This window comes from Pseudomonas sp. ICMP 561 (assembly GCF_002699985.1).
Classification (GTDB): Bacteria; Pseudomonadota; Gammaproteobacteria; order Pseudomonadales; family Pseudomonadaceae; genus Aquipseudomonas; species Aquipseudomonas quasicaspiana.
Genome location: NZ_LKBT01000010.1, coordinates 54,239 through 78,617, shown reverse-complemented (window position 1 = coordinate 78,617; position 24,379 = coordinate 54,239). Strand labels below are relative to the sequence as shown.

At 54.4% G+C, this 24,379-nt stretch carries 19 protein-coding genes and 1 pseudogene; 9 read left to right on the top strand and 11 right to left on the bottom strand.

Annotation, left to right across the window (positions count from 1 at the left end; all coding sequences use genetic code 11):
* The first annotated feature begins 340 nt into the window (after positions 1 to 340).
* Both oxlT and AO242_RS09315 read left to right on the top strand, forming a co-directional pair.
* The gene (oxlT, locus tag AO242_RS09320; RefSeq protein ID WP_049826839.1) at positions 341 to 1,633 is read left to right on the top strand and encodes an oxalate/formate MFS antiporter; all 1,293 of its coding nucleotides are present in this window, start codon (positions 341 to 343) and stop codon (positions 1,631 to 1,633) included.
* Entirely contained in the window at positions 1,634 to 3,223 is a 1,590-nt protein-coding gene (locus AO242_RS09315) for a gamma-glutamyltransferase family protein (protein ID WP_099268489.1), read from the top strand.
* Between the two features lie 137 nt (positions 3,224 to 3,360).
* Here AO242_RS09315 and AO242_RS09310 read toward each other — a convergent pair whose 3' ends face one another.
* Both AO242_RS09310 and AO242_RS09300 read right to left on the bottom strand, forming a co-directional pair.
* Positions 3,361 to 4,404 (bottom strand): methyl-accepting chemotaxis protein, encoded by a 1,044-nt coding sequence (locus AO242_RS09310; protein ID WP_099268488.1) that lies wholly within the window; start codon positions 4,402 to 4,404, stop codon positions 3,361 to 3,363.
* Between the two features lie 369 nt (positions 4,405 to 4,773).
* Complete coding sequence (locus AO242_RS09300; protein ID WP_099268486.1) at positions 4,774 to 5,847, bottom strand: FUSC family protein; 1,074 nt, start codon at positions 5,845 to 5,847, stop codon at positions 4,774 to 4,776.
* A 167-nt stretch (positions 5,848 to 6,014) separates the two neighbouring features.
* Between AO242_RS09300 and AO242_RS09295 the strand changes: the two genes are divergently transcribed.
* From AO242_RS09295 to AO242_RS09265, 7 genes are all read left to right on the top strand, one after another.
* Entirely contained in the window at positions 6,015 to 6,635 is a 621-nt protein-coding gene (locus AO242_RS09295; protein ID WP_027899474.1) for a YjfI family protein, read from the top strand.
* Between the two features lie 15 nt (positions 6,636 to 6,650).
* Positions 6,651 to 7,358, top strand: coding sequence for a PspA/IM30 family protein (locus AO242_RS09290; RefSeq protein ID WP_027899473.1), 708 nt, complete (start codon positions 6,651 to 6,653; stop codon positions 7,356 to 7,358).
* A 92-nt stretch (positions 7,359 to 7,450) separates the two neighbouring features.
* Positions 7,451 to 8,011, top strand: a complete 561-nt coding sequence (locus AO242_RS09285; RefSeq protein WP_099268485.1) for a rhomboid family intramembrane serine protease — start codon at positions 7,451 to 7,453, stop codon at positions 8,009 to 8,011.
* A gap of 49 nt (positions 8,012 to 8,060) precedes the next feature.
* The gene (locus AO242_RS09280) at positions 8,061 to 8,729 is read left to right on the top strand and encodes a DUF2491 family protein (RefSeq protein ID WP_027899471.1); all 669 of its coding nucleotides are present in this window, start codon (positions 8,061 to 8,063) and stop codon (positions 8,727 to 8,729) included.
* Positions 8,730 to 8,741: 12 nt separating this feature from the next.
* Complete coding sequence (locus tag AO242_RS09275) at positions 8,742 to 9,167, top strand: DUF350 domain-containing protein (RefSeq protein WP_027899470.1); 426 nt, start codon at positions 8,742 to 8,744, stop codon at positions 9,165 to 9,167.
* Between the two features lie 26 nt (positions 9,168 to 9,193).
* Positions 9,194 to 9,910: a DUF1190 domain-containing protein gene (locus AO242_RS09270; RefSeq protein ID WP_027899469.1), complete on the top strand. Its 717-nt coding sequence runs from the start codon at positions 9,194 to 9,196 to the stop codon at positions 9,908 to 9,910.
* A gap of 14 nt (positions 9,911 to 9,924) precedes the next feature.
* Entirely contained in the window at positions 9,925 to 11,082 is a 1,158-nt protein-coding gene (locus AO242_RS09265; protein WP_027899468.1) for a glutathionylspermidine synthase family protein, read from the top strand.
* Between the two features lie 111 nt (positions 11,083 to 11,193).
* Here AO242_RS09265 and AO242_RS29655 read toward each other — a convergent pair whose 3' ends face one another.
* The 9 genes and pseudogenes from AO242_RS29655 to AO242_RS09220 form a co-directional block, all read right to left on the bottom strand.
* A complete protein-coding gene (locus AO242_RS29655; protein ID WP_257153404.1) occupies positions 11,194 to 11,328 on the bottom strand; it encodes a hypothetical protein in 135 nt (44 codons plus the stop codon).
* Positions 11,306 to 11,629, bottom strand: a complete 324-nt coding sequence (locus tag AO242_RS09260) for a helix-turn-helix domain-containing protein (protein ID WP_099268484.1) — start codon at positions 11,627 to 11,629, stop codon at positions 11,306 to 11,308. The genes AO242_RS29655 and AO242_RS09260 overlap by 23 nt, the downstream gene beginning before the upstream one ends.
* Positions 11,622 to 11,933 carry a type II toxin-antitoxin system RelE/ParE family toxin gene (locus tag AO242_RS09255; protein ID WP_441343359.1) on the bottom strand — a complete coding sequence of 104 codons (312 nt, stop codon included), beginning with the start codon at positions 11,931 to 11,933 and terminating at the stop codon, positions 11,622 to 11,624. The genes AO242_RS09260 and AO242_RS09255 overlap by 8 nt, the downstream gene beginning before the upstream one ends.
* 660 nt (positions 11,934 to 12,593) lie before the next feature.
* Positions 12,594 to 14,759, bottom strand: coding sequence for an AAA family ATPase (locus tag AO242_RS09250; RefSeq protein ID WP_099268483.1), 2,166 nt, complete (start codon positions 14,757 to 14,759; stop codon positions 12,594 to 12,596).
* A complete protein-coding gene (locus AO242_RS09245; RefSeq protein ID WP_099268482.1) occupies positions 14,756 to 15,229 on the bottom strand; it encodes a hypothetical protein in 474 nt (157 codons plus the stop codon). The genes AO242_RS09250 and AO242_RS09245 overlap by 4 nt, the downstream gene beginning before the upstream one ends.
* Positions 15,216 to 15,881 carry a hypothetical protein gene (locus tag AO242_RS09240; RefSeq protein WP_099268481.1) on the bottom strand — a complete coding sequence of 222 codons (666 nt, stop codon included), beginning with the start codon at positions 15,879 to 15,881 and terminating at the stop codon, positions 15,216 to 15,218. The genes AO242_RS09245 and AO242_RS09240 overlap by 14 nt, the downstream gene beginning before the upstream one ends.
* Positions 15,878 to 19,132, bottom strand: a complete 3,255-nt coding sequence (locus AO242_RS09235) for a hypothetical protein (protein ID WP_099268480.1) — start codon at positions 19,130 to 19,132, stop codon at positions 15,878 to 15,880. The genes AO242_RS09240 and AO242_RS09235 overlap by 4 nt, the downstream gene beginning before the upstream one ends.
* Complete coding sequence (locus tag AO242_RS09230) at positions 19,125 to 20,540, bottom strand: tyrosine-type recombinase/integrase (protein ID WP_099268479.1); 1,416 nt, start codon at positions 20,538 to 20,540, stop codon at positions 19,125 to 19,127. The genes AO242_RS09235 and AO242_RS09230 overlap by 8 nt, the downstream gene beginning before the upstream one ends.
* Positions 20,541 to 21,232: 692 nt before the next feature.
* A pseudogene (locus tag AO242_RS09220) lies at positions 21,233 to 24,175 on the bottom strand (sensor domain-containing protein); the annotation flags it as partial.
* Positions 24,176 to 24,379 lie beyond the last annotated feature (204 nt).

The window sequence follows — 24,379 nt, the reverse complement described above, 5'->3', positions numbered from 1 at the left end:
CGAAGCAGGCAGAATCATTCTGGTGCGCACTCTGTGAGCCACAAGGTGAACAAAAAAGGCAATGTGTCCGTTAAGCGATGCCTTGTGTCTTGCCAGCGTTAGATGAGCCTGAAAGTTAGGCGTAAGGTAAAGGCCGTTAATAAGTAATGTGTAAATATAATCCCCAAACTATTAATGCCGTTATTTCGACTCTCGCTTCGGAAGTTATAAGTGCGGGCGATGGTTTTTTATAATCTGGACTGGACTTGTAAAGTTCATGACTTTTGCTGTTGCCGCTTGAATATTATTGGCATGCCGCTTGCTGAACAGACGTATACCCACTTGCACAGTGAGATTCGTTATGGTCAGCAAGACGCTTACGCTAGAGCAGCCCGTCGTCGGGGCTTTCAGTTCGCGCTGGTATCAATTGGTTATCGGCATGGTTTGTATGATGGCCATTTCCAGTCCGCAATATGTGTGGACTTTATTTACTGGTCCGTTAACGCAGAAGCTGGGTGTTTCTCTGGCCCAGGTGCAGATAACCTTCTCGCTTTTAATTATTCTGCAGACCTTCTTTTCACCGGCCCAAGGCTGGTTGATTGATCGTTTTGGCCTGCGCAAGTTGATTGCCACGGGCTGTGTACTCTCCGGGTTGAGTTGGATTCTCGCCAGCCAGGCAACCTCACTGACTTCGCTGTACCTGAGTTATGGCCTGCTGGGTGGTCTGGGGACCGGCATCGTGTATGTCGGGATCGTCGGCTTGATGGTTCGCTGGTTCCCGGATCGCCGTGGTCTGGCGGCGGGCGCGGTCGCTGCAGGTTATGGCATGGGCGCGATGCTCACGACCTTCCCGATCAGCAATAGCCTCAAGGATGTCGGCATGGAGTCGACGCTGATGACCTTCGGCCTGATCCTCGGCATCGTCGGGTTTGTCGCTTCGCAGTTCTTGCGGCAACCGCCCGCGCACCTCGCCGAACAGCCGGTGCCTATTGTCGGCAGAGTGGTTGCCGATGTGGCGCCGCGACAGATGCTTAAAACACCGGTCTTCTGGCTGATGTTTGCGATGTTCACCATGATGTCCACGTCGGGCCTGATGGTCACCTCGCAGATGGCCAGTTTCGCCAAGGACTTCGGCATGACCAACGTGATGGTCATGGGCATGGCGGCCCTGCCACTGGCGTTGACCATCGACCGTATTTGCAACGGGCTGACGCGGCCTTTGTTTGGCTGGATCTCAGATCGCTGGGGGCGGGAAAATACCATGGCCTTCGCTTTCTTCTTTGAAGGCGTCGCGATGACGTTGTGGTTTCTGACCATCGATAACCCGGTCCTTTTCGTGTTGCTGTCAGGCGTGGTATTTCTCGGCTGGGGTGAGATTTTCTCGCTGTTCCCGTCGACGCTGACGGATACCTTCGGCAGCAAAAACGCGACGACCAACTACGGCTTTCTGTACATGGCCCAAGGCATCGGCTCAATCTTCGGCGGTCCGGTGGCGGCCTTGCTGCATCAATACACCGACAGCTGGGTACCGGTGTTTGCCGTTGCGATCAGCTTCGACATCATTACCGCTGCGCTGGCTTTTTTCGTACTCAAACGCATGCGCATCAACTGGCTGGCGAAGAACGCCCCGCAGCCCGTCAACCAAGGAGTCTGAATGCTTAATACAACGCTCGCTGCCCGTGGCATCGCCGTCGCGCCTCATAGCCTGGCTGCGCAATCGGCACTGGCTGTTTTGCGTGAGGGTGGCAACGCAATTGAAGCGATGGTCGCTGCTGCCGCGACGATTGCGGTGGTGTATCCACACATGAACAGCTTGGGCGGCGATGGCTTCTGGTTGATTGTGCCGCCAGAGGGAGAGCCGGTTGCCATTGATGCCAGCGGCCCTGCCGGGAGCCTCGCGACCATGGAGCATTACGCGGGCATGACGCGTATTCCGGTTCGAGGCCCTGATGCTGCGCTGACGGTTGCCGGTACTGTCGGCGGTTGGCAAGAAGCGTTGCAGGTCAGCACCGAAAGGGGCGGTCGTCTGCAGCTGCCTCGACTGCTGGCCGATGCAATCTTTTATGCGGAATCCGGCATCCCGGTGACGCCGTCCCAGCAGATGGCAACGGCAAGCAAGAAAGCTGAGTTACAGGACATTCCAGGCTTCGCCGAAACCTTTTTGCACAACGGCCGAGCGCCTTTGGCAGGCAGTCTGTTCAAGCAAACGCGTCTCGCGACTACTTTGCGAACCCTGGCAGAAGAGGGGCTGGACAGTTTTTACCGCGGCTCGCTGGCGGACTCCATCGTCAAGGATCTGGAGCGGGTAGGCGCGCCGGTCACTCGTAGCGACCTGGCCGGTTATCGCGCGAAACGTGTCCGGGCCTTGGCGCTCCAACACAGCGCTGGCACCGTGTTCAACATGCCGCCGCCGAGTCAGGGGCTGGTGTCGCAATTGATCCTTGGCATCGCAGACCACGCTGGCCTGAGCCAGTGCACGGCTGACAGCGCCGAGCATATCCACACCCTTGTGGAGGCCACCAAACTGGCCTTTGCAGTGCGCGATGAGCACATCACCGATCCCGAGCACATGACCATCGAGCCACAGGCCTGTCTTGAAGCTGACTACTTGCATGCTTTGGCTGAACGCATCGATCCACATCACGCGGCACTCTGGGGGGAAGGTAAGGGACCGGGCGATACGATCTGGATGGGCATCATCGACAGCAGTGGTTTGGCGGTGTCGTTTATCCAGAGTATCTATCACGAGTTTGGCAGTGGCGTGGTGCTGCCGGAAAGCGGCCTGAACTGGCAGAATCGGGGCGCTTCATTCAGCCTCGACCCTGATCACCTGCTGGCGCTGAAACCCGGCAAGAAGCCGTTCCACACATTGAACCCTGCGGCGGCGCGGTTGAGTGACGGCCGTACGCTGGTCTATGGAACCATGGGCGGAGATGGTCAGCCACAGACACAGGCTGCGGTGTTCAGCCGATACGCGGTGTTCGGCCAGCCACTGCAACAGGCTGTCACCGCGCCGCGCTGGTTGCTGGGCAGAACCTGGGGCGACAGCAGCGATACGTTGAAGCTGGAGTCACGCGTCGCACCTGAGGTGGTCGAGCAATTGAAAGCGCGTGGTCATGAGGTCGAGATACTTGCGCCCTTTACCGAAACCATGGGGCATGCGGCAGCGGCGGTGCGCTTGCCGAATGGCTCTTTCGAAGGCGCGTTTGATCCACGCAGTAATGGGGCTGCTGCGGGGTATTGAGTGTAATCACACATCAACACGGTCCCTGTAGGAGCTGCCGAAGGCTGCGAATGCGGTGTGTCAGGATAATTCCATCGCAGCCTTCGGCAGCTCCTACAGGAATGCATTTCAAACTATTTAGCTTGATCTACGCCGCGCTACCCCTCTATCGCGGGCAGCTGCTGCTCGATCACACCCAGCCAGCCCATGCCTGGATAGGTTTCGAATCCAGGTGTCATCGAGTAACCCTGAATGACGTTATTAGCCTGAGCGCTGTAACCGCTGGCTTGTCCGGCTTTGACCTTCAGGTCAACGTTTTGGCCCAAGTGGCTTTGGGCGTCGGAGCTGGCAATGACCTTGTGATTGGCATCGATCAGCATCACCCGGCTGCGAGCGCGCTCTTCGTCGCTCAAGCGCACGCCGTTGATGATCGAATCCGCCTGATTTTTCCAGTCAAAGAAAATCCCGATCACGCCAATCACCGGCGTTTGCTTACCGGCTTTGCTGCGTACAGCCGCACTGAACGCACAGGTTTGCGAGCCGTTAAGCAACGGTTCCACGGCCACTTCTCCGGCGAAATACTGATCGCCGGATGAATGCCGCACGGCTTGCTTGAACCATGGCGCCTCGGCCACGTTTGCACCGATAACCTTGCCAAAAGTATCCGGTCGACCCGAAGCGATAACGCGCCCTTTGGTGTCTGCAACCCAGATGTCCAGGTACACGGTGTAGCTGTCGAGAATGATCCCCAGCCGCCCGCTGGCGTGAGCACTGGTTTGCGGCGTGGTTGTGGTTAACGCATCGACCAGCGAGGCGTCGGTTGCCCACCAGCGCACATCGCACGTGCGCTCATAAAGGTTGCGGTCGATGATCTCGATCATGTTCAGCGACAGATCTGCCAGCCGCTGACCGCGTACGTCGAAGCACATGCCACGGCCCAGGTCAGTCAGTTCGTTGACTGATGCCTGCAAATCCTGGGTCAGGCCACTGGCGATTTTCGAAATCCGTTCGGAAATGTCTTTGACCTCCTCTGCCACCACCGAGAAACCCAGGCCGGCTTTACCCGCATGCGCCGCTTCAATCAGCGCGTTGATCGCCAATAATCGGGTTTGCCGCGTGATCATCTGTATGTCGCTGACACCTCGATTCGCTAACGCTTCCACTTCCCGGGAGAGAGTGACGATCCGTTCGGGTTCGATCATTTTCGTGTACTTCAAAGAGTGATTAGGCGGCAGCCTTCACATAAACATGTGCAAAGAAGGTATAGAGAAAGGGGCCGGTAATTTGCCCCTTTGAAATTCGGGAAGTGTGGACTTCCTCTTTGTTTTGTCGCTGATAGCAATGTGCGTTTGGGCAAGCTATAGCAGTTTTAAAGATATGTCATCTGTGAGGCTGATGAAGCCAGAATCTTGTCCGTTGTGTCGCTTTTAAAAGCGTTTTCGGTCGCGATCAGGATGTTTTTGCAGATGAAGCTATCTTCCCTTTGTGACAGCGCTATGACGAAGATTTGACTGGGGGGCCAAAAGGGCAGGTCGAAAAACGAAGCAGCCATTCAAGCAACTGCTTCATGCTCAAATTTTCCAGCGTCTGGATGTCTTTGCCAGCCTTTGCTGCAGGCCGTCGATGTTGCTCGCCAGTTGCAGCATCAACAGGTGATATCCGGTCAGTTGCACCGGTATCGGGTAACCCATGTCTGGCAGACTGGTTTCGGAGGTACGCTGCAGGCGCTCGGTAGCGCCTGTCTGCAGAGCGCGCGCCATGGCGATCAACTGGCGGCGGGTTTGACGAAACTCCGTGTCCAGACGTGCGCGCCACTCAGGGCCGGCCGCTTGATCAAGATCATCAGGCCGTATATTGGCGAGGATCTCCAGCGTGCTCAGGCACATACGGAAGTGCCCTTGAATGGCATCCAGTTCGACCATGGAAATTCGCACCTCCTTGGACACCGACGGCAACAGCGAGCGCAATTGCAGCATCGTGCTGTTCAGGCGAGCCACTAACTTCAAATGCTCATCAGCCGCTACCGGTTGGCCGTGGATGATGCGGCCATAGACCTTCGCGCAGTCACGCAAGCCGCTGGCCAGGTTGTAGCGCCACGAGAACACGGCATACAGAGGCAGTGCGAAAGAGAAAGCCAGGGCCAGTGCGATACCGATCAGGATGTCGACCGTGCGCCACAAGCCATCGCTGATCGGGTTGTAGCCATGGCCTGCGACGATGAACAAGGTAATAGCCGACAGCAGAGCGGTATAGCCGCCTTTACCGATCGCGTGATACGCAAAGAATCCGCACATCACCGACATCATGGCGTAGGTCAGCAGCGGTATCTCCAGATAGCCTTGCTGCACAACGACCAGCAATCCAAGCCCCGCGCCAATCAACGTTCCGTAGGCTCGCTCGACTGATTTTTTGCGGATATTGCCATGATGCTGCAAGCCGCCAATCACGATCAGCATTGTCACCGATGCCCACTCGCCGTGAGGCAGGTTGAGCCCTGTGGTCAAGAGAATCGTCACCAGCAACCCGACCGCGATTCGCGCCGCGTGGATCAGGCGTGCGTGGCGGAAGCGGCGATAAGGATCCAGCAAAGGTCGCAAAACGCGACGCAGCCAGAAAGGCAAACGGAGAGAGCGGGAATTCGTCATGCGTAAAAGACCGCGCGGTTTGAGAATCGATCCCGGAGGAGACGCGGGATGGCACCAGTAAGCCACAGTCGCAATGAAATGTTTCATCACATGTGAGGTATTGCTTATCAGTTTTTTTGAGCGTAGCTTGCTGACCTATCACATGTGATGTCCCGGAAGGCGCTTGGATGGCTCGAAAAACTTCAACCGACTACATGCGTGAAATGCGTGCACGGCTGACGGCGGCCGGGTACGTTAAAAGAGAGCTGTATGTGCTTCCTGAAAACGCTGAAGTCTTGAGAAACGTCGAAAAAGTGTTACGCCAGCCCTATTTGGGTAACCGCATCAAACTGGAGGAATTCATGAGCGAAAATACCAACTGGACCATCGACACGCTGCACTCGGCGCTCGCTGAACTGGACGTGGTAAAGAGTAATGAAGTCGAGTTGACGCTGGTTCAGGGGGCCGAGCCAAGCTTGAGCGTGACGATGAACAACTTCGGCGGCCTGCCGATCATCATTGCAATTGCTGGCGATCAGATTCTTGTGGATTGCGTACTGGTTTACGCCTCCCAGGTAAAAGACGTCGCGGCTTTCAACGACACCGTTTTGCGCAGCCGGGACATCTTCCCGCTGTCGTCCATCGGTATCGAAACCATGCCGAACGGCGAGACCGTTTACAGCATGTTTGGCGCGCTGAGCGCGGCTTCTTCACTGACCGTCATTGTCCAGGAAGTGTTTACCCTGGCAGACAACGTGATCCGCGCCGCTGATGCCTACGAAGATTTTTTAACAGTTGACTCACAGTAATCGGGAGACAAATCAATGAGCCTTTGGAAGAAAATGGTTACCGCTATGCGTGGCGGCGCCTCCGAGGTCGGTGAGGCAATCGTCGACGCTCAGGCACTCCGAATTCTGGACCAGGAAATCCGTGACGCCGATGCCTCTATGCTCGCCGCTCGCAATCAACTGATCCAGATCAAAGCCAAACACAAGCTGTCCGTACAGCGTGTGGATGAACACGACAAGAACATCGCCAACTGGGAACAGAAAGCCATCGCCGCCATGAACAAGGGCGAAGAAGGCCTGGCTCTGGAATGTGCGGAAAAGGTTTCCGAACTGACTGCACTGCGCGATCAGGAAAAAGCCGCAGCTGACCAGTTCGGCATTCAGGTCACCAAGTTGACGGCTCAGGTCACCAAGGCCGAAAGCCAGATCAAAGGCCTGCGTCAGCAAGCCGACATGGCCAAGGCGCGTGACAGCGTGCAGAAAGCGCAGATCAACGCCGCGGCAGCCACGGGCGGTGCCAATGGTCGTCTGGAAACTGCAGTGGGTTCGCTGGCGCGCATCAAGCAGCGTCAGGACGAGCAGGATGCCAAGCTGGAAGCCGCGGAAGAGCTCGCGGACGCCGCCAATGGCGGTGATCTTGAGCGTCGTCTGCAGGACGCCGGTATCGGTGCGAAAACCGGTGGCGCTGCTGACGTGCTGGCTCGCCTCAAGGCGCAGAACCAAGGCGGCAACGCGGGTCAGTAACATCGTTTAAAGAGGGGCAGGCGGATACCCGTTTGCCCCTTTTTTCTGTTTGCTTTTCTCGATAGCCTTCGTCTGATTCGAACGGTGCCTACATGAATGTCGGAAACGGGCTACGGGTTATTCTTGGCCTTGCCGCTGTGATGATTGCAGTTCAGGTGATTAACTCGCTGACCGCAAACAGCCTCCTGAATCATGGTCTGGTTCCCAGGACCTGGTCGGGGCTGCAAGGCATTATTTTTTCTCCTTTTCTGCACGGCTCTGTTCGTCATTTGCTGAGTAATCTGCTGCCCTTTATCGTGCTGAGCTGGTTGGTGGCAACTGAAGGCTTGCAGCGTTATGTTCGTGTGGTTTTGCTGGTAACGCTGTTAGGCGGCCTGTTGGTCTGGATGGTGGGTCGGCCGACGATTCATGTCGGGGCCAGCGGATTGATCTTTGGGTTGTGGGCTTATCTGTTGGCGCGCGCGTGGTTTCAGCGCAGTCTGGTCAGCTTCGCCGTCGCATTGATCACGTTAGTGGGTTACAGCGGACTGATCCTGGGCTTCATACCGGTGCCGGGCGTCTCGTTTGAATCACACATTGCGGGCGCGCTTGCAGGTATTGTCGTGGCCTGGCTGATGCACGCAAAAGGGCTGGTGGAAAAACCATCAGTTTGAGCAATTTCGCGCTGAGCATCGCTCTGGCGTCAATGAAAGGAAACGCATTATGAGTTGGATCAAACGAGCTTTGGGCCTGGCACCGCCAAAGCCATCCGCCGCGACCGCGCCGTTGAATGGCGCTGCGTTGCTCGCGCCGTTTGGCCTGGCAACCGGGCGCATGCTGGATCTTGATGACTCCCTCAAGCTGCTGCTTGATGGGCATTCGGAACTGGTCGTACCCAACGAAGAGGTGGTGTGGTCTGTGGGCCATGTTGACCTCGGACAGTCCATCCGGCTGGTGCGCTTCTATTTCGAAGATGAAGACTACTGGATGCAGGTCATGATGAATGGCCCTGCGGCTGAAGACGTTCAGGACGTTATCCTGTTCGGCTACAGCAGTGTCGTGACCATCAACAGCGAGTCTGAATTGAAGCGTCTGGTGGGCCCTGAATCGAAAATCGGTTTGCCAGTGTATGAGCATGACGGCTGGGAGTACGAGCGCCAGTGGGGTACTGAACAAGGACAGACTGAGCTGACGCCGATGACTGAACATGTTGCCAACCCGGATGGCAGCTACCGTATCGAGCATTTGAGTATGCTGTACGCCCGCGACACGGGCTTGATTGATCGACGCGAGTTTTTGCTGCTGTCTGTCGAAGAGGATGAAGAGGGCGTGGTCTCGCTCACGACCTCGGTTGGCGTCACGCTGCAATCCACTGATTTCACCGTCCTCTAAAAGGAAGTAAAAATGCTTGATGCGCTTAGTTTGTCCCTCAGCTTTCAATCCGTGCTGAGCTTCATTATCTACATCATTGTGGCGGGTGGCTTGTTCGCTCTGTTCCAGATGGCCTACACACGTCTGACGCCGCACAAGGAGTTCGTGCAGATTCGTGAAGGCAATGTCGCTGCAGCTATTGCGCTGGGCGGTGCATTGATTGGTTTCGCCCTGCCTGCCAGTAACGTGATTACTTACAGCATCAGTGTGCTGGACGTGGTGATCTGGGCGCTTATCGCAGCCGTCGTGCAATTGTTGGCGTTCACCGCGACCAATTTTGTTCTCAAAGACCTCTCGGCTCGCATCACCCGTGGCGAACTGGCCGCTGCCATTTACGCAGCCAGCGTTTCGATCAGTGTCGGCTTCCTCAATTCGGCCTGCATGACGCCGTCGACCTGATTGCCTGTGATCGAAAGGAGTATTCGATGAGACGTAGTTCTTTGAAGCTGGTCCTGGCCAGCACCTTGCCGCTGGCCATCAGTGCGTGCAGCAAGTCCGATACTGTGGAAGTGACGGCCCAGCAGACGTATCCGACTGTGCAAGCCTGCGTGGACCAGAAGGTTCCCGTCGATGTGTGCTCGGATGCCTACATGACGGCCCTGGCGGATCACCGCCGTATTGCGCCAACGTACGACAATGCGGCCGCATGTGAAGCGGATTTTGTCCCTGATTACTGCCAGCAGAATTCCGACGGCAAATTCACGCCCAAGCTGGGCGGCTTTCAGCTGGAGATTTCCGGTGAGCTGCCCAAGGATCAGGTCGAGGCTGCCAAGGCTCAGGCGAACCAGTCGGGGGGCTCAGGCTTCGCCAGCTCCGGCGTCAACGGGTTTCTGATGGGCATGTTGGTCAGCAACATGATCAACGGGTTCAGTGGTGGCGGCGGTCGTTACTATTCCCAACCGGTTTATCAGGAGCGCGACTCGCGCGGCGGCTATCAGTCCTCGACGCTGTCGCGTCAGATCGAGCGCGGCAAGACCTTCGGCAATTCCACTCAGGCGCGCACCAGCTCAACCGGTACCTACTCCAAGAGCACACTGGGCCGTAACTCGTCAGTCTCGTCATCGGTTTCCCGTGGCGGCTTTGGCAGCCAGGCAACGGCGCGCAGTGGCTGGGGCGGCAAAAGCAGCGGTTTCGGCGGCTAACGGGAGCGCCAGCCATGAAAAAGATCAGTATCGAAGAGCGGCCTGACTGGCGCGAGACGGCCGAGCGTGAGGGATTCGATTTCCACACCATCGACGGCGAGCGCTATTGGGATGAGCGCGCTTACTACCAGTTCTCCGAAGCCCAGATCACCCGCGACATCGAGGCTCCGACTCAGGAGCTTCATGCCATGTGTATGGATGCCGTCGAGCGGGTGGTGGAAAGCGAGGAGTTGCTGACTGAACTGGCCATCCCGCCAGCGTTCTTCGATCTGGTCCGGACGTCCTGGAAGGAAGGGCACCCACATTTGTACGGGCGCTTCGACTTCAGTTATGACGGCGTGAATCCGGCTAAGCTGCTGGAAGGCAATATGGACACGCCAACTTCTGCCTATGAAGCTGGCGCATTTCAGCTTATCTGGCTGGAAGAGCAAATCGCCCGAGGCGTCTTGCCTGCACATGCCTCGCAGTTCAATTCGCTGGCAGAAGATCTGGTCCGGGCTTTCGCAGCCATCAGAGAGGGCGGGCCGTTCTACTTCTCCGCCATGTCAGGTTCAGCAGAAGACCGAGGCACCACTGAGTTCCTGCGCAAGATGGCGGAACACGTCGGCATCGAAACCCGGCACATCGACATCGAAGACATCGGCCTCAACTCCCAAGGCCGCTTCGTCGACCTTGAAGGCCGCTGGATCGAGCGTATTTTCAAACTGCATGCCTGGGAACACGTGTTCCACGAGCCTCATGGGCAGGCAGTCCCGCAATGCGACACGCAATTCATCGAGCCTGCGTGGAAGTCCATCATCTCCAACAAAGGCATTCTGCCGCTGCTCTGGAAATTCAACGAAGGCCATCCGAATCTGCTGCCGACCTTCGTCGACAAAGACCCGCGAGCGCCTGTCCCGAAAGGCTGGGTCCGCAAACCCTACTTCTCCCGCGAAGGCGCCAACATCGAAATCCGCACCCCTGGTGACGAAGTCATTTTCGAAGACGGCCCCTACAACGACGCCCCCTACATCCTGCAGCAATTCGCGCCGCTGCCACGTTTCGGCGACAGCTACACACTCATTGGTTCATGGGTCGTGGGCGATGTGGCTTCAGGGATTGGCATTCGGGAAGACGACAGCCTGATCACCAAGGACAGCAGCCGGTTCTTGCCGCATGTGGTGGTGGATTGACTGCAGGGCTGAGCTGAAACGAACTTCTGTGGGGCAAACCTGTGAGGCATCCAATGTTCACCCAGCAAGATGGTCGACCATAACCATGTTGGAGCGAGGCTTGCCCGCGAATCAGTCGATTAGGTAAGTCAGGAACAGCGCGTCTTCGTTCTTCGCGGGCAAGCCTCGCTCCAACGGTTTTGCCATCCTTTGCTTGGCAGTGTCGTCGTAACTTAACGCCCGATCAAGCAAACACAACTTCAACACGTCCCACACCATGACGCGAACGAGGCGCTGTCTTGACGACTATCTGAACGTCACGCCCAAGTCGAGACAGGCAGTCGATCATCTTGGTCTCGCTGATTCCTCTGAATTTCCCGCGCAGCATTTCGGACACTTTGGGCTGAGGCATGCCCAGGATTTCAGCTGCTTCGAGCTGAGTCAGATGGCGAGCTTTGATGATGCCGCCGATCTTCGACGCTAGCTGAGCCTTGACCAGCATCTCCTTGGCGTCATCCTGGCCGAGGTCAGCGTAGACGTTGCCGCTACCTTCTTCGATCTCAATCATTTTTCAAACCCTTCGCGTGTTCTTCCGCCGCTTTTAACCGTAATTTGATCAGGTCAATATCGTGTTGTGCAGTCTTGATGCCTGTACTCGATTTCTTTTGAAAGCAGTGCAGCGCATAGACAGCTGTTCCGAATTTCACAGTGTAAACCGCTCGATAAGTATCGCCATCGTGGTCTTCAACGATCTCAAGCGTCCCAGCTCCTGAGAACCCCTTCAGAGGTTTGGCTTGAGCGTGCTTCCCTCCATCCTGAGCGAGATGCAGGGCATACCCAAAAACATCCCGTACGTCCTCGGGCATCTGCAGCAAGTCTTTTCGACTGCTTGCTATCCAAAACAACGACTTCACCAACGACTTTGCTTCCCTAGAAACAGCTACAAAAATATATACCCATTTAGGTATATCCTCAATCATTCCATACCGATGCCGTCAGCAATAGGCTTGACGTGGATTTGCTTAGGTGTCGATTAGTTTGAGCCGCTCTGGTGTGCGCGGCGGAGTGACAAAAAAAGCCGCGCATTAGCGCGGCTTTTTAATTTGGTGGGCCCACACGGACTCGAACCCTTATGTGGTGCATATATTTGGGGTTAGGACACTGTCCGTCCGGTCGTTATGAGGATGAAATCTAGCATGCACGTGGGCTGAAAGACGTTTAATGAATGAAAAATCATAATATTACATATGCAACATGGGTGTCGTATTTGTATAAGACAGTTTGACTGCGCTTTTTAGCCAGGAAAGCTACACCCTGGGGCGCTGCCCCAGACCCCGCTCTACACCGCCCGAGGGGCTCGGGAATCGGTCAGGCAAAGCCTAACCACTTCCAGAGCCAAGGCTGATCGCTTCGCTGAACATGGTGTTGTCAATAAAAATAACGGTTTCTACCCGAGCTTCGCCGGGCAGACACTCCGTGATTTTTTTTGACAAAGTGACACCGAGATGGGGGGCAGGGTGTGGATGTTGGAGTTAAACCGAAAATCCGACACAGAGAGTGTCGCTGCGGTTAGGTCGAGCAACTCCTTGCTGCACGATCTCTTGCGTACTCAGGATCAGTGCCAACCGCTTTGAACGCGAAATGCCGGTGTACAGCATGCTACGTTCCACGAACTCACTTTGGCTCAGCGAGCAGATGATAGAGGTTTGGTACTCGCTACCTTGGGCCTTATGGATTGAAATCGCGTAAGCGAGCTTCATTCCGAGCAGGAACAAGTCCATCCTGGAAAGCGTAATCTCGGCCCCGTTGAACGTGAAGATACCGGCGATTTCGCCATCGACCGATGTGAGTCCGGTCATTACTCCGGTGTTGCCATTGAACAGATTATACTCGTAGCTGTTCTGGGTGACGATGACAGGGTCGTTAACTCGCAACCAGAATTTCCCCATCTTGATCCCTTGCGACTCATCAGTGTTCTGAAGAGCGGCTTGAAGATAGTTGTTAATTTTGTTGCCGGAGTCAGGCATGCGATCTGACATATGCGGGGTCAGAATCTGAGCGTCTGGGATGATTTTTTTGAGTTTGGCCAGGTGAGTTAGTAGATCCTGCGTGCTGGTGCATGGGATCAAATACACGCCCTCCCTCTCTCCGTTCCAAGCTGGGAGGGCATCCAGCTCCCCTGAGCGCACCTGCATGGCTGTTCTTTGAAGGTCACTGCTCCCAATTGTCCTGTGAACCTTGGTCAGGTGTGTAGAGGGTATTGCTTTCGACTTTGCCAGGGCATGAAAGAAAATGCCGTAACCAACTGGAGATAACTGCCCTGTGTCTCCCGAAAGCAGGAGTGACAATTCCTTCTTCGCAAAGGCGTTCAGAAGCTTCAGCATCAACGCGATGTCGACCATGCTGGCTTCGTCGACCACTACGAGTGGATCACCACCGCTGTTGAGGTCAGACTCGCTGCTACGGATTTTGATCAGGAAGCTATGGATCGTATAAGTGTCTCGATCAATAGCTTCTTTGGCGCGCTCCTTGGCTTTGCCGCTCAAGGCCAAAACGTGGACGGGACGGTATCTGGAGGCAATATCCACAATGGCTTTCAGCACAGTTGTCTTTCCAGTGCCCCCGAATCCTGTAAGGGTGCTGATTCGATTGGTGAGTGCCATTAAGACCGCATTCTTCTGCTCCGGAGTGAGAGAGTGTGCAGCGGAAGCAGTCGTGTCTGAGCAGTATTCTTCTATGGCACGCGAGATTTCCTGAGGCGATCCGTGAAGAAGAGAGCCTTGAGCAGACGACAACTGTGCCACATGTTGCTCAAGTTGGCTTTCGACCAAGGCTGCTCCGAGCGGTTGGATCAGCGTCATGCCTTGCAGCTTTTTCACGCACACCGCACGTCTATCAAGCGCTGATGATATTGCCAGGTCAACGAGGATGGAGGAGGGGAGCTTTTGTCTAAGCTGGGCTCTCAGGTCATCAACTGGGCACGCGGTATGCCCTTGATCTAGGCGAAGGTAAAGGATGTACTCAACCATACCTGCCAGGCGGCGCGGATCGTCTTGAGAAATACCCAGCTTGAATGCGGCGGCCTCCACGGTGCTCCAGAGTTTTGGATGAACACCGTGGAACGCAATCAGACTGTACGGGTTGCGCTTTAGGCGCTCCACCGTATCTGTTTGACATACTCTCAGGATGCTCTTGGCCAGCCCCGGATCGAAATTGTGCGCCATGAGAAATTCAATGGTTGATATCTCGTTCTGGAGTGCTGCCCAAGCATCCACAACCTTTTGGGCAAGGTCTGGATTGATCACTTCTCCTAGGTGGCTCACTCTCCCAGCCGTCAGGCTCTGGGCCAAGTTGTCTGCTCCAAACTCCTTGATGAGCTTGCTTACCTTGGCTTTACCAAAGGAAAGACCCCGAAAAGCAGGATGCTTTATCAGCAAGCGCTCGACATACGCAGCCACAGGGAGATTCACAATGTGGCAGTTTTCGACCAATACAAAATCTCGGTATTGATCATGCCCCACGATCGACCCGTCTACTCGCCAGCATTCACCTGGTTGAGGAACGCGAGTAATGATTTTGTAGCTGGCTTTGCATGTGTAGATCTTGTTTTGGCCGATGATGCGGCCAGAAAAAATCGCGCCCCCGATACTGCCGGGCTTTACCGAGCTAACTTGAATCACGCCGGATAGATTGCTCATAAGATGAATGACCTTCCCGAATCAATCATCAGCTCTTGTTGGCCACTGACTTCAGCCGCATTAGCACGGAGCAGTCGCACCTCAGCAGACAGCCGCTCTACCTGGTCACGAAGCAGATCGTTTTCCTTTGATTTCTGCTCAAGGACAGCCCGCAGGCGATTGGCTTCGCGACTCTTCGTATCGGCGATATCCACCAGGACAGATTCGGGATCTTTGGGTGGGGCGAATTCGCTGCCAACGCGTCGGATGTCCTTGGCGATGATCCGCTCCAAGGCGTCCGCTTGGGGGCCGAAGACTTTCTTGGCACTTTCGGAAAACCACTGGCGACGATTACCGCACTCGTCAGCGATTTTGCTGAAGTTGATATCTCCAAACTGATTCACAGGAAATTTCTTGCCGGCCTGTTCCAGCTGGGCAACGTAATCCTTATAGCGCTCATAGGGAGAGCGTTTCTGCTCACTGCCCACCATGATTCTTCTCCCTAGATTTGATCCAGGCAATGAATGGCTCGACGAGCTCTCTTGGCGCAAGCCCTTCCGTCGGCTCAAGATCGTTGAATGCACAAGTGATCTTGTTAGCCTGCATATCAACCGCAAACATTCCGTCGCTGGCATCAAGCACGAGCTTGAGCGCCCGACATGTCTTGTCGAATTTCGCCATGAATCCTTGATCGGTGTGTTTCGCATCCGGAAGAGGTGCTGGAGAAGCACCATGGATGCGTAGCGCAGCTCGTAGAGCGTCAGCTTCTTTCTTTAGCCTTTCTACGTCGGCTTGAAGCAGATCTGCGCGCTTTACAGCCAGCTTACCTACAAGTTTATCTTTCGTGGATTCCGTGCCTGTCGAATCCCAATACTTGTAGTAGATCGGGCCGATCAGCGCCCAATACTCATCGTTCTGAACAAGGGTTCGGTATCCGATCGGTTTCTCGTTCACAGGAAGACCGTCGTTGTACAGCTCCGCACAAAACCTGGAAAACGGAGTTACGCCATCGAAGGATGTCTTCCCGGCAAAGGCCTTCAGTTTGGGAATGACTTCTTCCTTGATTCGAATAGTCCGGTAGTCGCGGCTTCGCTTTTGAGAGCCCGCAAAGCGATTCTGACCCGGCTTAGCTCCCTTGGTCATGCTGGGACGCTCCCTGGACTGGAAATCAGCTTCAGAATGGAATCGGGACGGTCTAAAGCTATGGGCTTGCCCATGGCTTCGCTCAGGTCATGCAGGGAAAGGCCGAGCACCTCACACGTCGATCGAATCAGGCCTCTGAATTCGTCGATCAGCGTGAATCCAGTAGGAGCTTCCTGCAGCATTCGATTGAAATCTCCCGTGAACGCTAGAAGCTTGTTCCGCGCAACCATGATCTGATGCTTCAACTGAGGCGTGAAATACTCTGCATGTGATTTGGCTTCGGAAGTCCTGGCTATCAGGTTGGTCAGCGTGTGGTCTTTCAGCTCCAGACGTTCCAAATGCTCCGATACGATTTCAGGCTTCTCTATCAAGAAGCTCGACCGTGCTTTGATGTCGTTCAGCATCTGCTCAAGGCAATGAGCGGTGATGCTCCACGAGATAATTTCTGAAGCCAGAAATTTGCGATGGTTGGCTCTGTGTACCAGGCTTTCTGGCGATGCCCCATTCTTTTTAGCCTCGGCGATGTGGCTTTCCAGCTCGCTGCATTCATCAGTGAGCACGCGGATGTGGCCGTGAATCCTGGGGAGGTGGTCAACGGTCTTGATTGAGAGGTAGCAGCCACCACAGGGCATCACCGATCCCGGCACAGCGCCAAGGTCTCTAACAACATCTGCCGTGCATTGGTTGCCTACTGGGCAGATGTGGGTGGGCATAAAGGCCAGCGAATCGAGGGAGCGTTGTCTCGCAGTCTTCACCCCCGATACCACATCATCTTTGGTCTCGCGATCGAACGATATTGCGCCAAAATCGACGAGGGCTTTTTCCTTGTCTCTACGAAATGCCTGCTGAAGCTTGGAGGCGACATCTTCAGCCTTGATGGTGGACATTGCCGGGCGATCAAATTCCCACCCATGCTCAATTCTCATTTTTTGATATTCAGCCACTGTTCTCAGGTAAGCTGGATCGACTTTGGCGTAATACATGACGTGTGCTTCAGTCGCATGACCTGTAATGTGTGCGCCAATAATGTGAGGGGGCAGAATTCTTATGAATTCCGATACAACCGACACACGGCACGAGTGGGGCGTGTGTTCAATGAGTTTGGAGGCATGACTCTCTAGTTTCACAGCTGCCAAAAAATCGTTTGGATCTTCAATGGATTCAATGCCTGATAATTCTTCCGGCATCGAGTTAGTAGAATTGATACCAAGTTGGAATCGGCAGAATAGATCAAAGGAATAAATTAGCCTCTTAAAATATTTAGCATAGGCTCCGCTGTGCAAGACTCCTGGAGTTTCACCTTTTGAGAAGATTGAAATAATTTTCCCAAACGGACTGTCCTCGTGGTGGTCATACCATACTTCTGTATCAAGAGACGCATCGTCAAACCATGTGAGCATGGAATTCTGACGATCCAGCACTTCAATCACTGATTTACATACCGTGGCATCCCAAGGGCCGTTCACCTTGTCTGTGTTAACGTGCAGCTTGCAGAGGGGAGGCAGTGATCTTGAACGGTCGATATTTTTGCCGTAACTACGTTTGTCCAGCCATCGTATGTGAATGCTGCGAATGCCTGTTTCCAACGCAACGATATTGTGTCTAATGTAATTCAACTGTGGGTAGAACACCCATTCGCCATTGTTTTCAACAGCGCGATCAACAATGGGGACAATGGATCTTGAGACCAGGTGCAGGGCCTCATACCTCATGAGTTGATTCGATTTTGATTTAGGTTGTGATATGTCAAATTGGGGGTTGCGATAAAATACAATTGGCACGTAGCCAAATTTTTCCGTTTGAACTACCTTGTGTGCCTCGTTCCAATCCTTGGTTTCAACGTCTGATTGATATTCTGGTGAGTATAGCTTTATTTGTTCTTCATGCACCTTGGTTGCAAGGTAGCTGGCAAACGACTCAATCGCATAGCTATACTGCAGCAGATGCGGAAAATGCTCTGAGCCAAACGCTGGTTTATTAGATCCAGAATTACGTTTCACCACTGGAAAATCAATGTCGCATATGGGATTGGCAAACCCTGCCAGCCTGTGGTCACTCTTCGAATGCGCTGACAAGTAGTTGAACAGGGCGTCAATTTTATATAACAAGTGCTGGATGGTAGAATTCGTCCTTCCCTTGCGGAGATACCCCAACAATCCAACGTATCCATCCCCTTCGATATGGTTGCGAGTTAGCTCATTCGGGAGTGGGGGGAGCTTGCCTGTCGATGCAGGTAGATCGTAAAACAGAAAATTATTCAGAACCGCGAAGCTTTTGGTGTAAGAGTCGTAGGTTTTCATCCCACGGGATTTTTGAAGCTCAACGAATTTGGTTTGGTATTTATTCCAGATATTGATTATCACCGTCTGTTCGTCGAACTGCCCTGTGTCACCAAGAGCATCGTTTTTTCCATACGCTGCCGCGTCGGGTTGCGTCGAGTGTCCCGTTGTTCGTCGTTGATAACGGTCGGGGTAAAGCTTCTGGACATATGTCCAAAAAGCTGCGGGGGCCATTGGATATACAAACCAGTCTACTTCGCCCCTGCGTGCCAAGGTGAGATGCATTACAAGGGCATCAATATCATTGGGATCAATATCTTCAATTCGATGCCAGTCTGTGCACCGGATCATCCGCCACGCATACCATTCGAAGTTTTTGATCGCAGTCAATTTCATTACGGTCGTAATGTCTGGGACGCCTTCTTGGAAGGCGTGAGGTACGAACGGACGGCTAACTAAAGCCAACACTTCAGTATATGTGGCTGCTGCGAATTCAAAGGTATTCGAAGTGGCTTTTGAATTTGCTGCTGTACTTCCTATCACTGGCTTTTTCACATCCGCTGGCAGCAACACCACTTTGGATTGCCATAGGAAATGCAATATCAAGAGACTATCCCTGCTGAGACGCTCTAGAGCGGATTTGTTCAGCCAGTCATGAGATGTTTTCGGCACTACAGACTTGGCAATTGCGAGAGCAGGTGTTTTCTTTGAGCAAATGTGAAGCCTGCGTACCCATTCCTCATCGTATGCAGGGGCATTCGAGGCATTCAGGTGACCATCAAAAATCCTCACCACGGAGGCGTTGTAATACTCATTCCGAGAGCCGCTCGTGATTTTGCTAATGGGTATATGATTTGTGTCGAACACTTCTCTGCAGACGCATTCCTTTGCCTGTGTGATCGCGTCTTTGATCGACCTCTCCAAGTCCTCCCCGGATTTGACAATAATGATGTCCTTGGTGAGGTTAATCATGTTTGGATCCTTCGATTCTGGCGGCCTCTGCCCTCAATATCTCAAGCTGTCGGGAATGAAATTCTTCTCGTATTGTTTTGAGAGAGTCTTCCCCGCGTTGCGTTACGTATTGGTTTGCGTGCTCCAGATAAGCCTCGATGATGTCTGTATCGTGCTTAGCGTATTTCATCGTAGACGTGACGCTGGAGTGACCCATGAGGATCTTTACGTAGGTGATCGGAAAGCCGGGCGTAGCTTGTCCTGGTACCGGCATGTAGTTCAGCGTGTAGGTGCCGTACATGTGCCTTAGCGAATGTGGGCTGATCCCGGTGATGTCGCTTATGCCCGCTTTGGTTGCGTAGCCCTTGAAGGTCTTGTCACGACTGCTTCTGTCGCTAGCGAAATATGGCCTTCCGTTCGAGTTTTGAAAAACGAAGTCATGATCGACGCTTGAGTTGTATTCAAGTCCCAGGTATTTCTCTAGGTTTTCCCAGAAGATCCGAGCGAACGGTTCAATCATGTAGGTCAGTTCGGTCTCGCGCCCTTTCCATGCAAGATGCTTGTATTCCGCCTCTGTGACACCCGGTGTCTTGCGACCAAATGGGCTTCGAAGGAACACTGCGAATTCGTCACAATCGATGTCGCACATCCGGATTTGCAGCGCCTCGCTTGACCGGGCTCCCGTTGCCGCAAGCAAGGCGTAAAGTGCCATGTCTCGGTAGAAGGTCTTTGCCTTTTTCGGCTTAGCCTGTCTAACCAAGTCGACAGACCGTTCGATAGGAAAAGCGACAGTTTTGAACGGCTGCTTGTCATTTTTCCTGTCTCTTCGCTTTGCCTGGGGAAACAGAGTGTCCCGTTTGCGCTTGGGCAAAACGGCGTTGAGTGAATCGCGGATGACGCCCGCTAGCCAAGAATTGGCCCTCTGTGCAGAGATCTCGTACTGGCTCCTGTAGTCGGCGTGGCTCGTGTAAAACGCGCTGAACAATTGGTCGGGTGCGATCCTATTTTTAGACTCTGCGACTTGCAGAAACCAGCGTATTGAAGATTCGATGGTCTGGGAGAGCGAGTTGTGACCTGTGAGTCGCTCCTTAGCAAGGCTTTCGGCCAGTCTGCTTGCTATTGGATTGGCGGCACCTCTCCCAAAAAGCAGGAACGCTTGGTAGCTGAAGATGATTGTCTCAATATTGACCTCGACGTCTACCGGGAATTGGGTCTGTGACGCCTCGTACACATAGTCAATGAACCGCGCTACATGTTCGGAGTAGGCCTTAGTCGTATTCGGGGCGTAGCCTTGATTCGCTAGCCAGGTCGAGTAGTGAGAGAAAGGCTTAAACTCACGTGTGTCGTCGGGCACGTCCGGATTGAGGTGGAGTAGGAGGTAAGTCGCCTCGCTCGTCAGAGGGGCTTCAGCCAGAATAAAATTTTTCATTCGTACCACGTTCCAAGTACCACACCGTTTTTCAGCATTGTGTGTGGAGGTCGCGGTGTCAACAAAAAAGTTTGGGAGGAGGTTTTTCAGGCAGCGCGGCTCTGCCATCAATAGTGAAAAATCAATCAATCTGCCGCTGTGGGTTAAGCCAACGGAGCACGATCGATGCTACTGGCATATGAATTTCCATTCATGCCGAAGTGAAAAAGCCAGACCGAATGGTCTGGCTTAGGAAATGGTGGGCCCCCCCGGAGTCGAACCGGGCACCAACGGATTATGCGTACCAGCTACAGCTTTCGCTGCCCCTTTCGGGTTTGTGGTCTGGACTGTCTCTTACCTTTACGGCTCGCCCGTACAGTCTCTACACCTTCCTCAAATATCAAGGCTTGGCTCGGGATTACCACGTCGAAACAGAGGCTTCCCCGAATTTGAGCGATTCTACCAAGAGGCAGAGTTAACTTACCCCAAGGCAACCCATTCGTTCAGCACCATGCCGTTAGGGTTAGGTACTGAGCTGCTAAGTCCGCTGCTCTAACCAACATGAGCTAGAGGCCCTAAAACGTCACATAAATCTATCAAAAAACGGTTCCAAATGCCACACCGACATTCATACCACATAAGAACCGTGGACCAAGGGATTATGAGTCCCCTGCTCTAACCAACTGAGCTATAGGCCCTCAGTAGGCCGCGGATTATAACGGCGGTTTCGATGCTGTGCTATCCGAAAAGTCCGAAAGAGTCGTACGAAGAAATTTCGAGCTGAATTCATCGGGTGGGAGAGGGAGGCTGACGATGTAGCCCTGGATCTGTTCACAGCCTTCGTTGGCGAGGAATTGCTGTTGTTCGTTGTTCTCTACGCCTTCGGCGATGACGGTCAATTGCATGCTGCGGCCCAGGGCGATGATGGCGCGGACGATGGCGACGTCGTGTGGATCGTCGGGCAGGCTGCGCACAAATGACTGGTCGATTTTCAGGATGTCCAGTGGCAGGCGTTTCAGGTAGCTCAGGGATGAGTAGCCTGTGCCGAAGTCATCAATGGCCAGTTGTACGCCGAGGTTTTTGAGTTTGTGCAGGACGGCGAGGGCTTCTTCGGCCTGGCTCATGATGAAGTTTTCGGTGATCTCCAGTTGCAGGCAGTCGGGGGCCAGGTTGTGGTCAGAGAGCAGTTGCTCGATCCGGGCCAGCAGATTGGGCTGGCGTAACTGTGCGCCAGCGAGGTTCACTGAGAGCGCGCCGAAAGGGGCGTAAAGCTTGTTCCACTCGAACAGTTGCAGGCAGGCGCGTTCCAGCACCCAATCGCCGATCTGCAGAATCATGCCGTTCTCTTCAGCCAACGGAATGAAATGCTCAGGTGGTACTTCGCCAAAAGTGGGATGTGTCCAGCGAAGCAGGGCTTCTGCGCCAACCAGCTGTTGGTTGAGCAGGCTGATTTTCGGCTGATAGCAAAGGCTGAACTCATTACGCTCGATGGCTCGGCGTAGTTCATGTTCGAGAGCGATGCGGGCGCTGGCCTGTGAGGTCAGGTCCTGTGTATAGCTTTCGACGCGGTTGCGACCTTTGGCTTTTGAACGGTACATGGCGGCATCGGCGTTTTTCACCACGGTTGCCACGTCGTGACCGTCGGTAGGGAACAGGCAGCTGCCGATGCTGGCGCTCATGAAGAACTCATGTTCCCCGGCCTGAAACGGTGCGGTGAAGCAGGCCAGTAGCTTGGCGGCGATGGTTTCGGCGTCGCTCGGGTGCAGCAGGCCCGGCAGCAGGATGATGAACTCGTCTCCGCCCAGGCGCGCCACGGTGTCGATGTCGCGCAGGGTTTCTTTGAGGCGTTGTGCTATGCCCTTGAGCAGCAGGTCGCCCACGGGGTGTCCGAGGCTGTCGTTGATGTGCTTGAAGCGATCAAGGTCAAGGAACAGCACCGCGCCAAGGCTGTTGGATTCCATGCTGTGCAGCAAGGCCGCTTGCAGGCGGTTTTCGAAAAGCGTTCGATTGGGCAGACCGGTCAGCGGGTCATGATGAGCTTGATAGTCCAGGCGTGCTTGAGCATGTTTGAGGCTTGAAATGTCGGCGAAGACTGCGACGAAGTGGGTGATGAACTGTTCCCTGTTTCGGACCGCGCTGATCGTCAGCCAGCTTGGGTAGACCTCCCCGTTTTTTCGGCGGTTTGTTATTTCTCCCTGCCAATGTCCTTCAGCGGTCAACTGGTACCACATGGCTGCATAGAACGCGCTGTCATGCAGACCTGAAGCCATCAGGCTCGGTGTTTGACCAAGCGCTTCCTGCTCGCTATAGCCGGTAATTTCGCTGAAGGCCCGATTGACCGCGTTTATTCGCTGTCGGGTATCGGTGATTAACACGCCCTCCGCAGTGCTCTCGAAGACAGTGGCAGCCAGTTGCAGCTTTTCCTGCATCTGATGACGCTCGGTGATGTCCCGGGCGATGGTCAGCATGCACGCTTCGCCGCCGATTAGCAGTGGCCGTGACGAGATTTCACACAGCCGAATCTGACCATCCTTGTGCCTGATGTGGCTACGAAAATCACGGACGAAACCTTCGCGGTTCAACTGCTCCAGCAGCTTGCTACGCTCGTCCAGATTCGCCCAGATTCCAAGATCGATGACGGACTGATCCAGTGAAGTCGAGCTTTCGTGACCGGTGATGCGGCTGAACCCTTCGTTGACCTCGACCAGCATCCCATCGCGCTGACGAGTAATCAGCAGGCCGTCCGGTGAGGAATGGAATGATTTGGCGAACTTCTCTTCAGACATCTGAAGTTCTTGCTGGGCCTGTTTGAGCTGGGTGATATCCCGCACGACAACGACTACCGCTGGCGTGGAGTCCAGGTCAAAAGGTTCGGCGGAAACCAGCCCGGAAAACATGCGGCCGTCTTTGCGCCGAAAGGGCATCTCAAGGTTGCGGATGCTGCCTTTCTGTAGTCGTTCCAGTATCCCGGGGCCTATGCCTGGAATGCCCCAGATGTCGAGTTCGGTGGGTGTCCGCCCAATGATGTCAGCCACGGGGAAGCCTATCTGGTCGACAAATGCGGTATTGGCTTCCAGAACGGCGCCGTCCACCAGGCTGGCAATCACCAGAATGTCCGGACACTGAGCGAATACCGAGGCGAATTTACCTTCGGAAAGTCGCAGGGCTTCTTCGGTTTGCTTGGTTTCGCTGATGTCGATCATCAGCCCGCGCATGACGGACTTACGACCCTGCTTTATCAAACTGACGATGTCGCGTATCCAGAGTGTTCGGCCGTCAGCACTGATGACGCGGTAGTCGACACTGTGATCGTTGCCGCTGCTGGCGGCTTCTCTGCACAGCGCTTCAGTCTTCTGCAAGTCCTGAGGGTGCACGATGCTCTGCCAGAACCCCGGTTCCTTCCATTGATGAAGCGGGTAGCCCAGCAGGCTCTCAGCCTGAGGTGAGACGTAGTTGTAGCAATAATCTTCCGGGTTGGCCTCCCAGGCAATTGCCGACAGGCTCTCGACCATCCCGCGGTAGTGATACTCGCTACTTCGGAGTTGTTGCTCCAGCTCCATCCTTCGGGTGATTTCCGAGCTCAGTTGACGGTTCACACGAATCACGATGATCAAGACAGTTGAAAGCAGTAAAAGCCCCGGCAGGCCGTATAGCAGGAAGCTTTCCTTGAGGGATGTGCCGCTGGTGCGTGGCATCAGCTCTGATCCGGATTCAGATGCTGTAGAGGGGGTGTTGATGCTCGTTGGGTTTGCACTGGCCGACGGCATGGATGACGTCGCATAAAGGGCCGTAGGTCCAGGGAGCGAGCTAACGCTCATGAATTGCGAAACTGAGATTACCCCGGAGTAAAGGGTAGAAAG

Excerpts from the sequence above, each read along its gene's own strand:
- AO242_RS09230 (WP_099268479.1), bottom strand. The coding sequence starts at position 20,540 with ATGAAAAATTTTATTCTGGCTGAAGCCCCTCTGACGAGCGAGGCGACT.
- AO242_RS09315 (WP_099268489.1), top strand. The coding sequence starts at position 1,634 with ATGCTTAATACAACGCTCGCTGCCCGTGGCATCGCCGTCGCGCCTCAT.
- AO242_RS09245 (WP_099268482.1), bottom strand. The coding sequence starts at position 15,229 with ATGGTGGGCAGTGAGCAGAAACGCTCTCCCTATGAGCGCTATAAGGAT.
- AO242_RS09265 (WP_027899468.1), top strand. The coding sequence starts at position 9,925 with ATGAAAAAGATCAGTATCGAAGAGCGGCCTGACTGGCGCGAGACGGCC.
- AO242_RS09310 (WP_099268488.1), bottom strand. The coding sequence starts at position 4,404 with ATGATCGAACCCGAACGGATCGTCACTCTCTCCCGGGAAGTGGAAGCG.
- AO242_RS09285 (WP_099268485.1), top strand. The coding sequence starts at position 7,451 with ATGAATGTCGGAAACGGGCTACGGGTTATTCTTGGCCTTGCCGCTGTG.
- AO242_RS09290 (WP_027899473.1), top strand. The coding sequence starts at position 6,651 with ATGAGCCTTTGGAAGAAAATGGTTACCGCTATGCGTGGCGGCGCCTCC.
- oxlT (WP_049826839.1), top strand. The coding sequence starts at position 341 with ATGGTCAGCAAGACGCTTACGCTAGAGCAGCCCGTCGTCGGGGCTTTC.
- AO242_RS09250 (WP_099268483.1), bottom strand. The coding sequence starts at position 14,759 with ATGAGCAATCTATCCGGCGTGATTCAAGTTAGCTCGGTAAAGCCCGGC.
- AO242_RS09275 (WP_027899470.1), top strand. The coding sequence starts at position 8,742 with ATGCTTGATGCGCTTAGTTTGTCCCTCAGCTTTCAATCCGTGCTGAGC.
- AO242_RS09295 (WP_027899474.1), top strand. The coding sequence starts at position 6,015 with ATGGCTCGAAAAACTTCAACCGACTACATGCGTGAAATGCGTGCACGG.
- AO242_RS09280 (WP_027899471.1), top strand. The coding sequence starts at position 8,061 with ATGAGTTGGATCAAACGAGCTTTGGGCCTGGCACCGCCAAAGCCATCC.
- AO242_RS09260 (WP_099268484.1), bottom strand. The coding sequence starts at position 11,629 with ATGATTGAGATCGAAGAAGGTAGCGGCAACGTCTACGCTGACCTCGGC.
- AO242_RS09240 (WP_099268481.1), bottom strand. The coding sequence starts at position 15,881 with ATGACCAAGGGAGCTAAGCCGGGTCAGAATCGCTTTGCGGGCTCTCAA.
- AO242_RS09270 (WP_027899469.1), top strand. The coding sequence starts at position 9,194 with ATGAGACGTAGTTCTTTGAAGCTGGTCCTGGCCAGCACCTTGCCGCTG.
- AO242_RS09235 (WP_099268480.1), bottom strand. The coding sequence starts at position 19,132 with ATGATTAACCTCACCAAGGACATCATTATTGTCAAATCCGGGGAGGAC.
- AO242_RS09300 (WP_099268486.1), bottom strand. The coding sequence starts at position 5,847 with ATGACGAATTCCCGCTCTCTCCGTTTGCCTTTCTGGCTGCGTCGCGTT.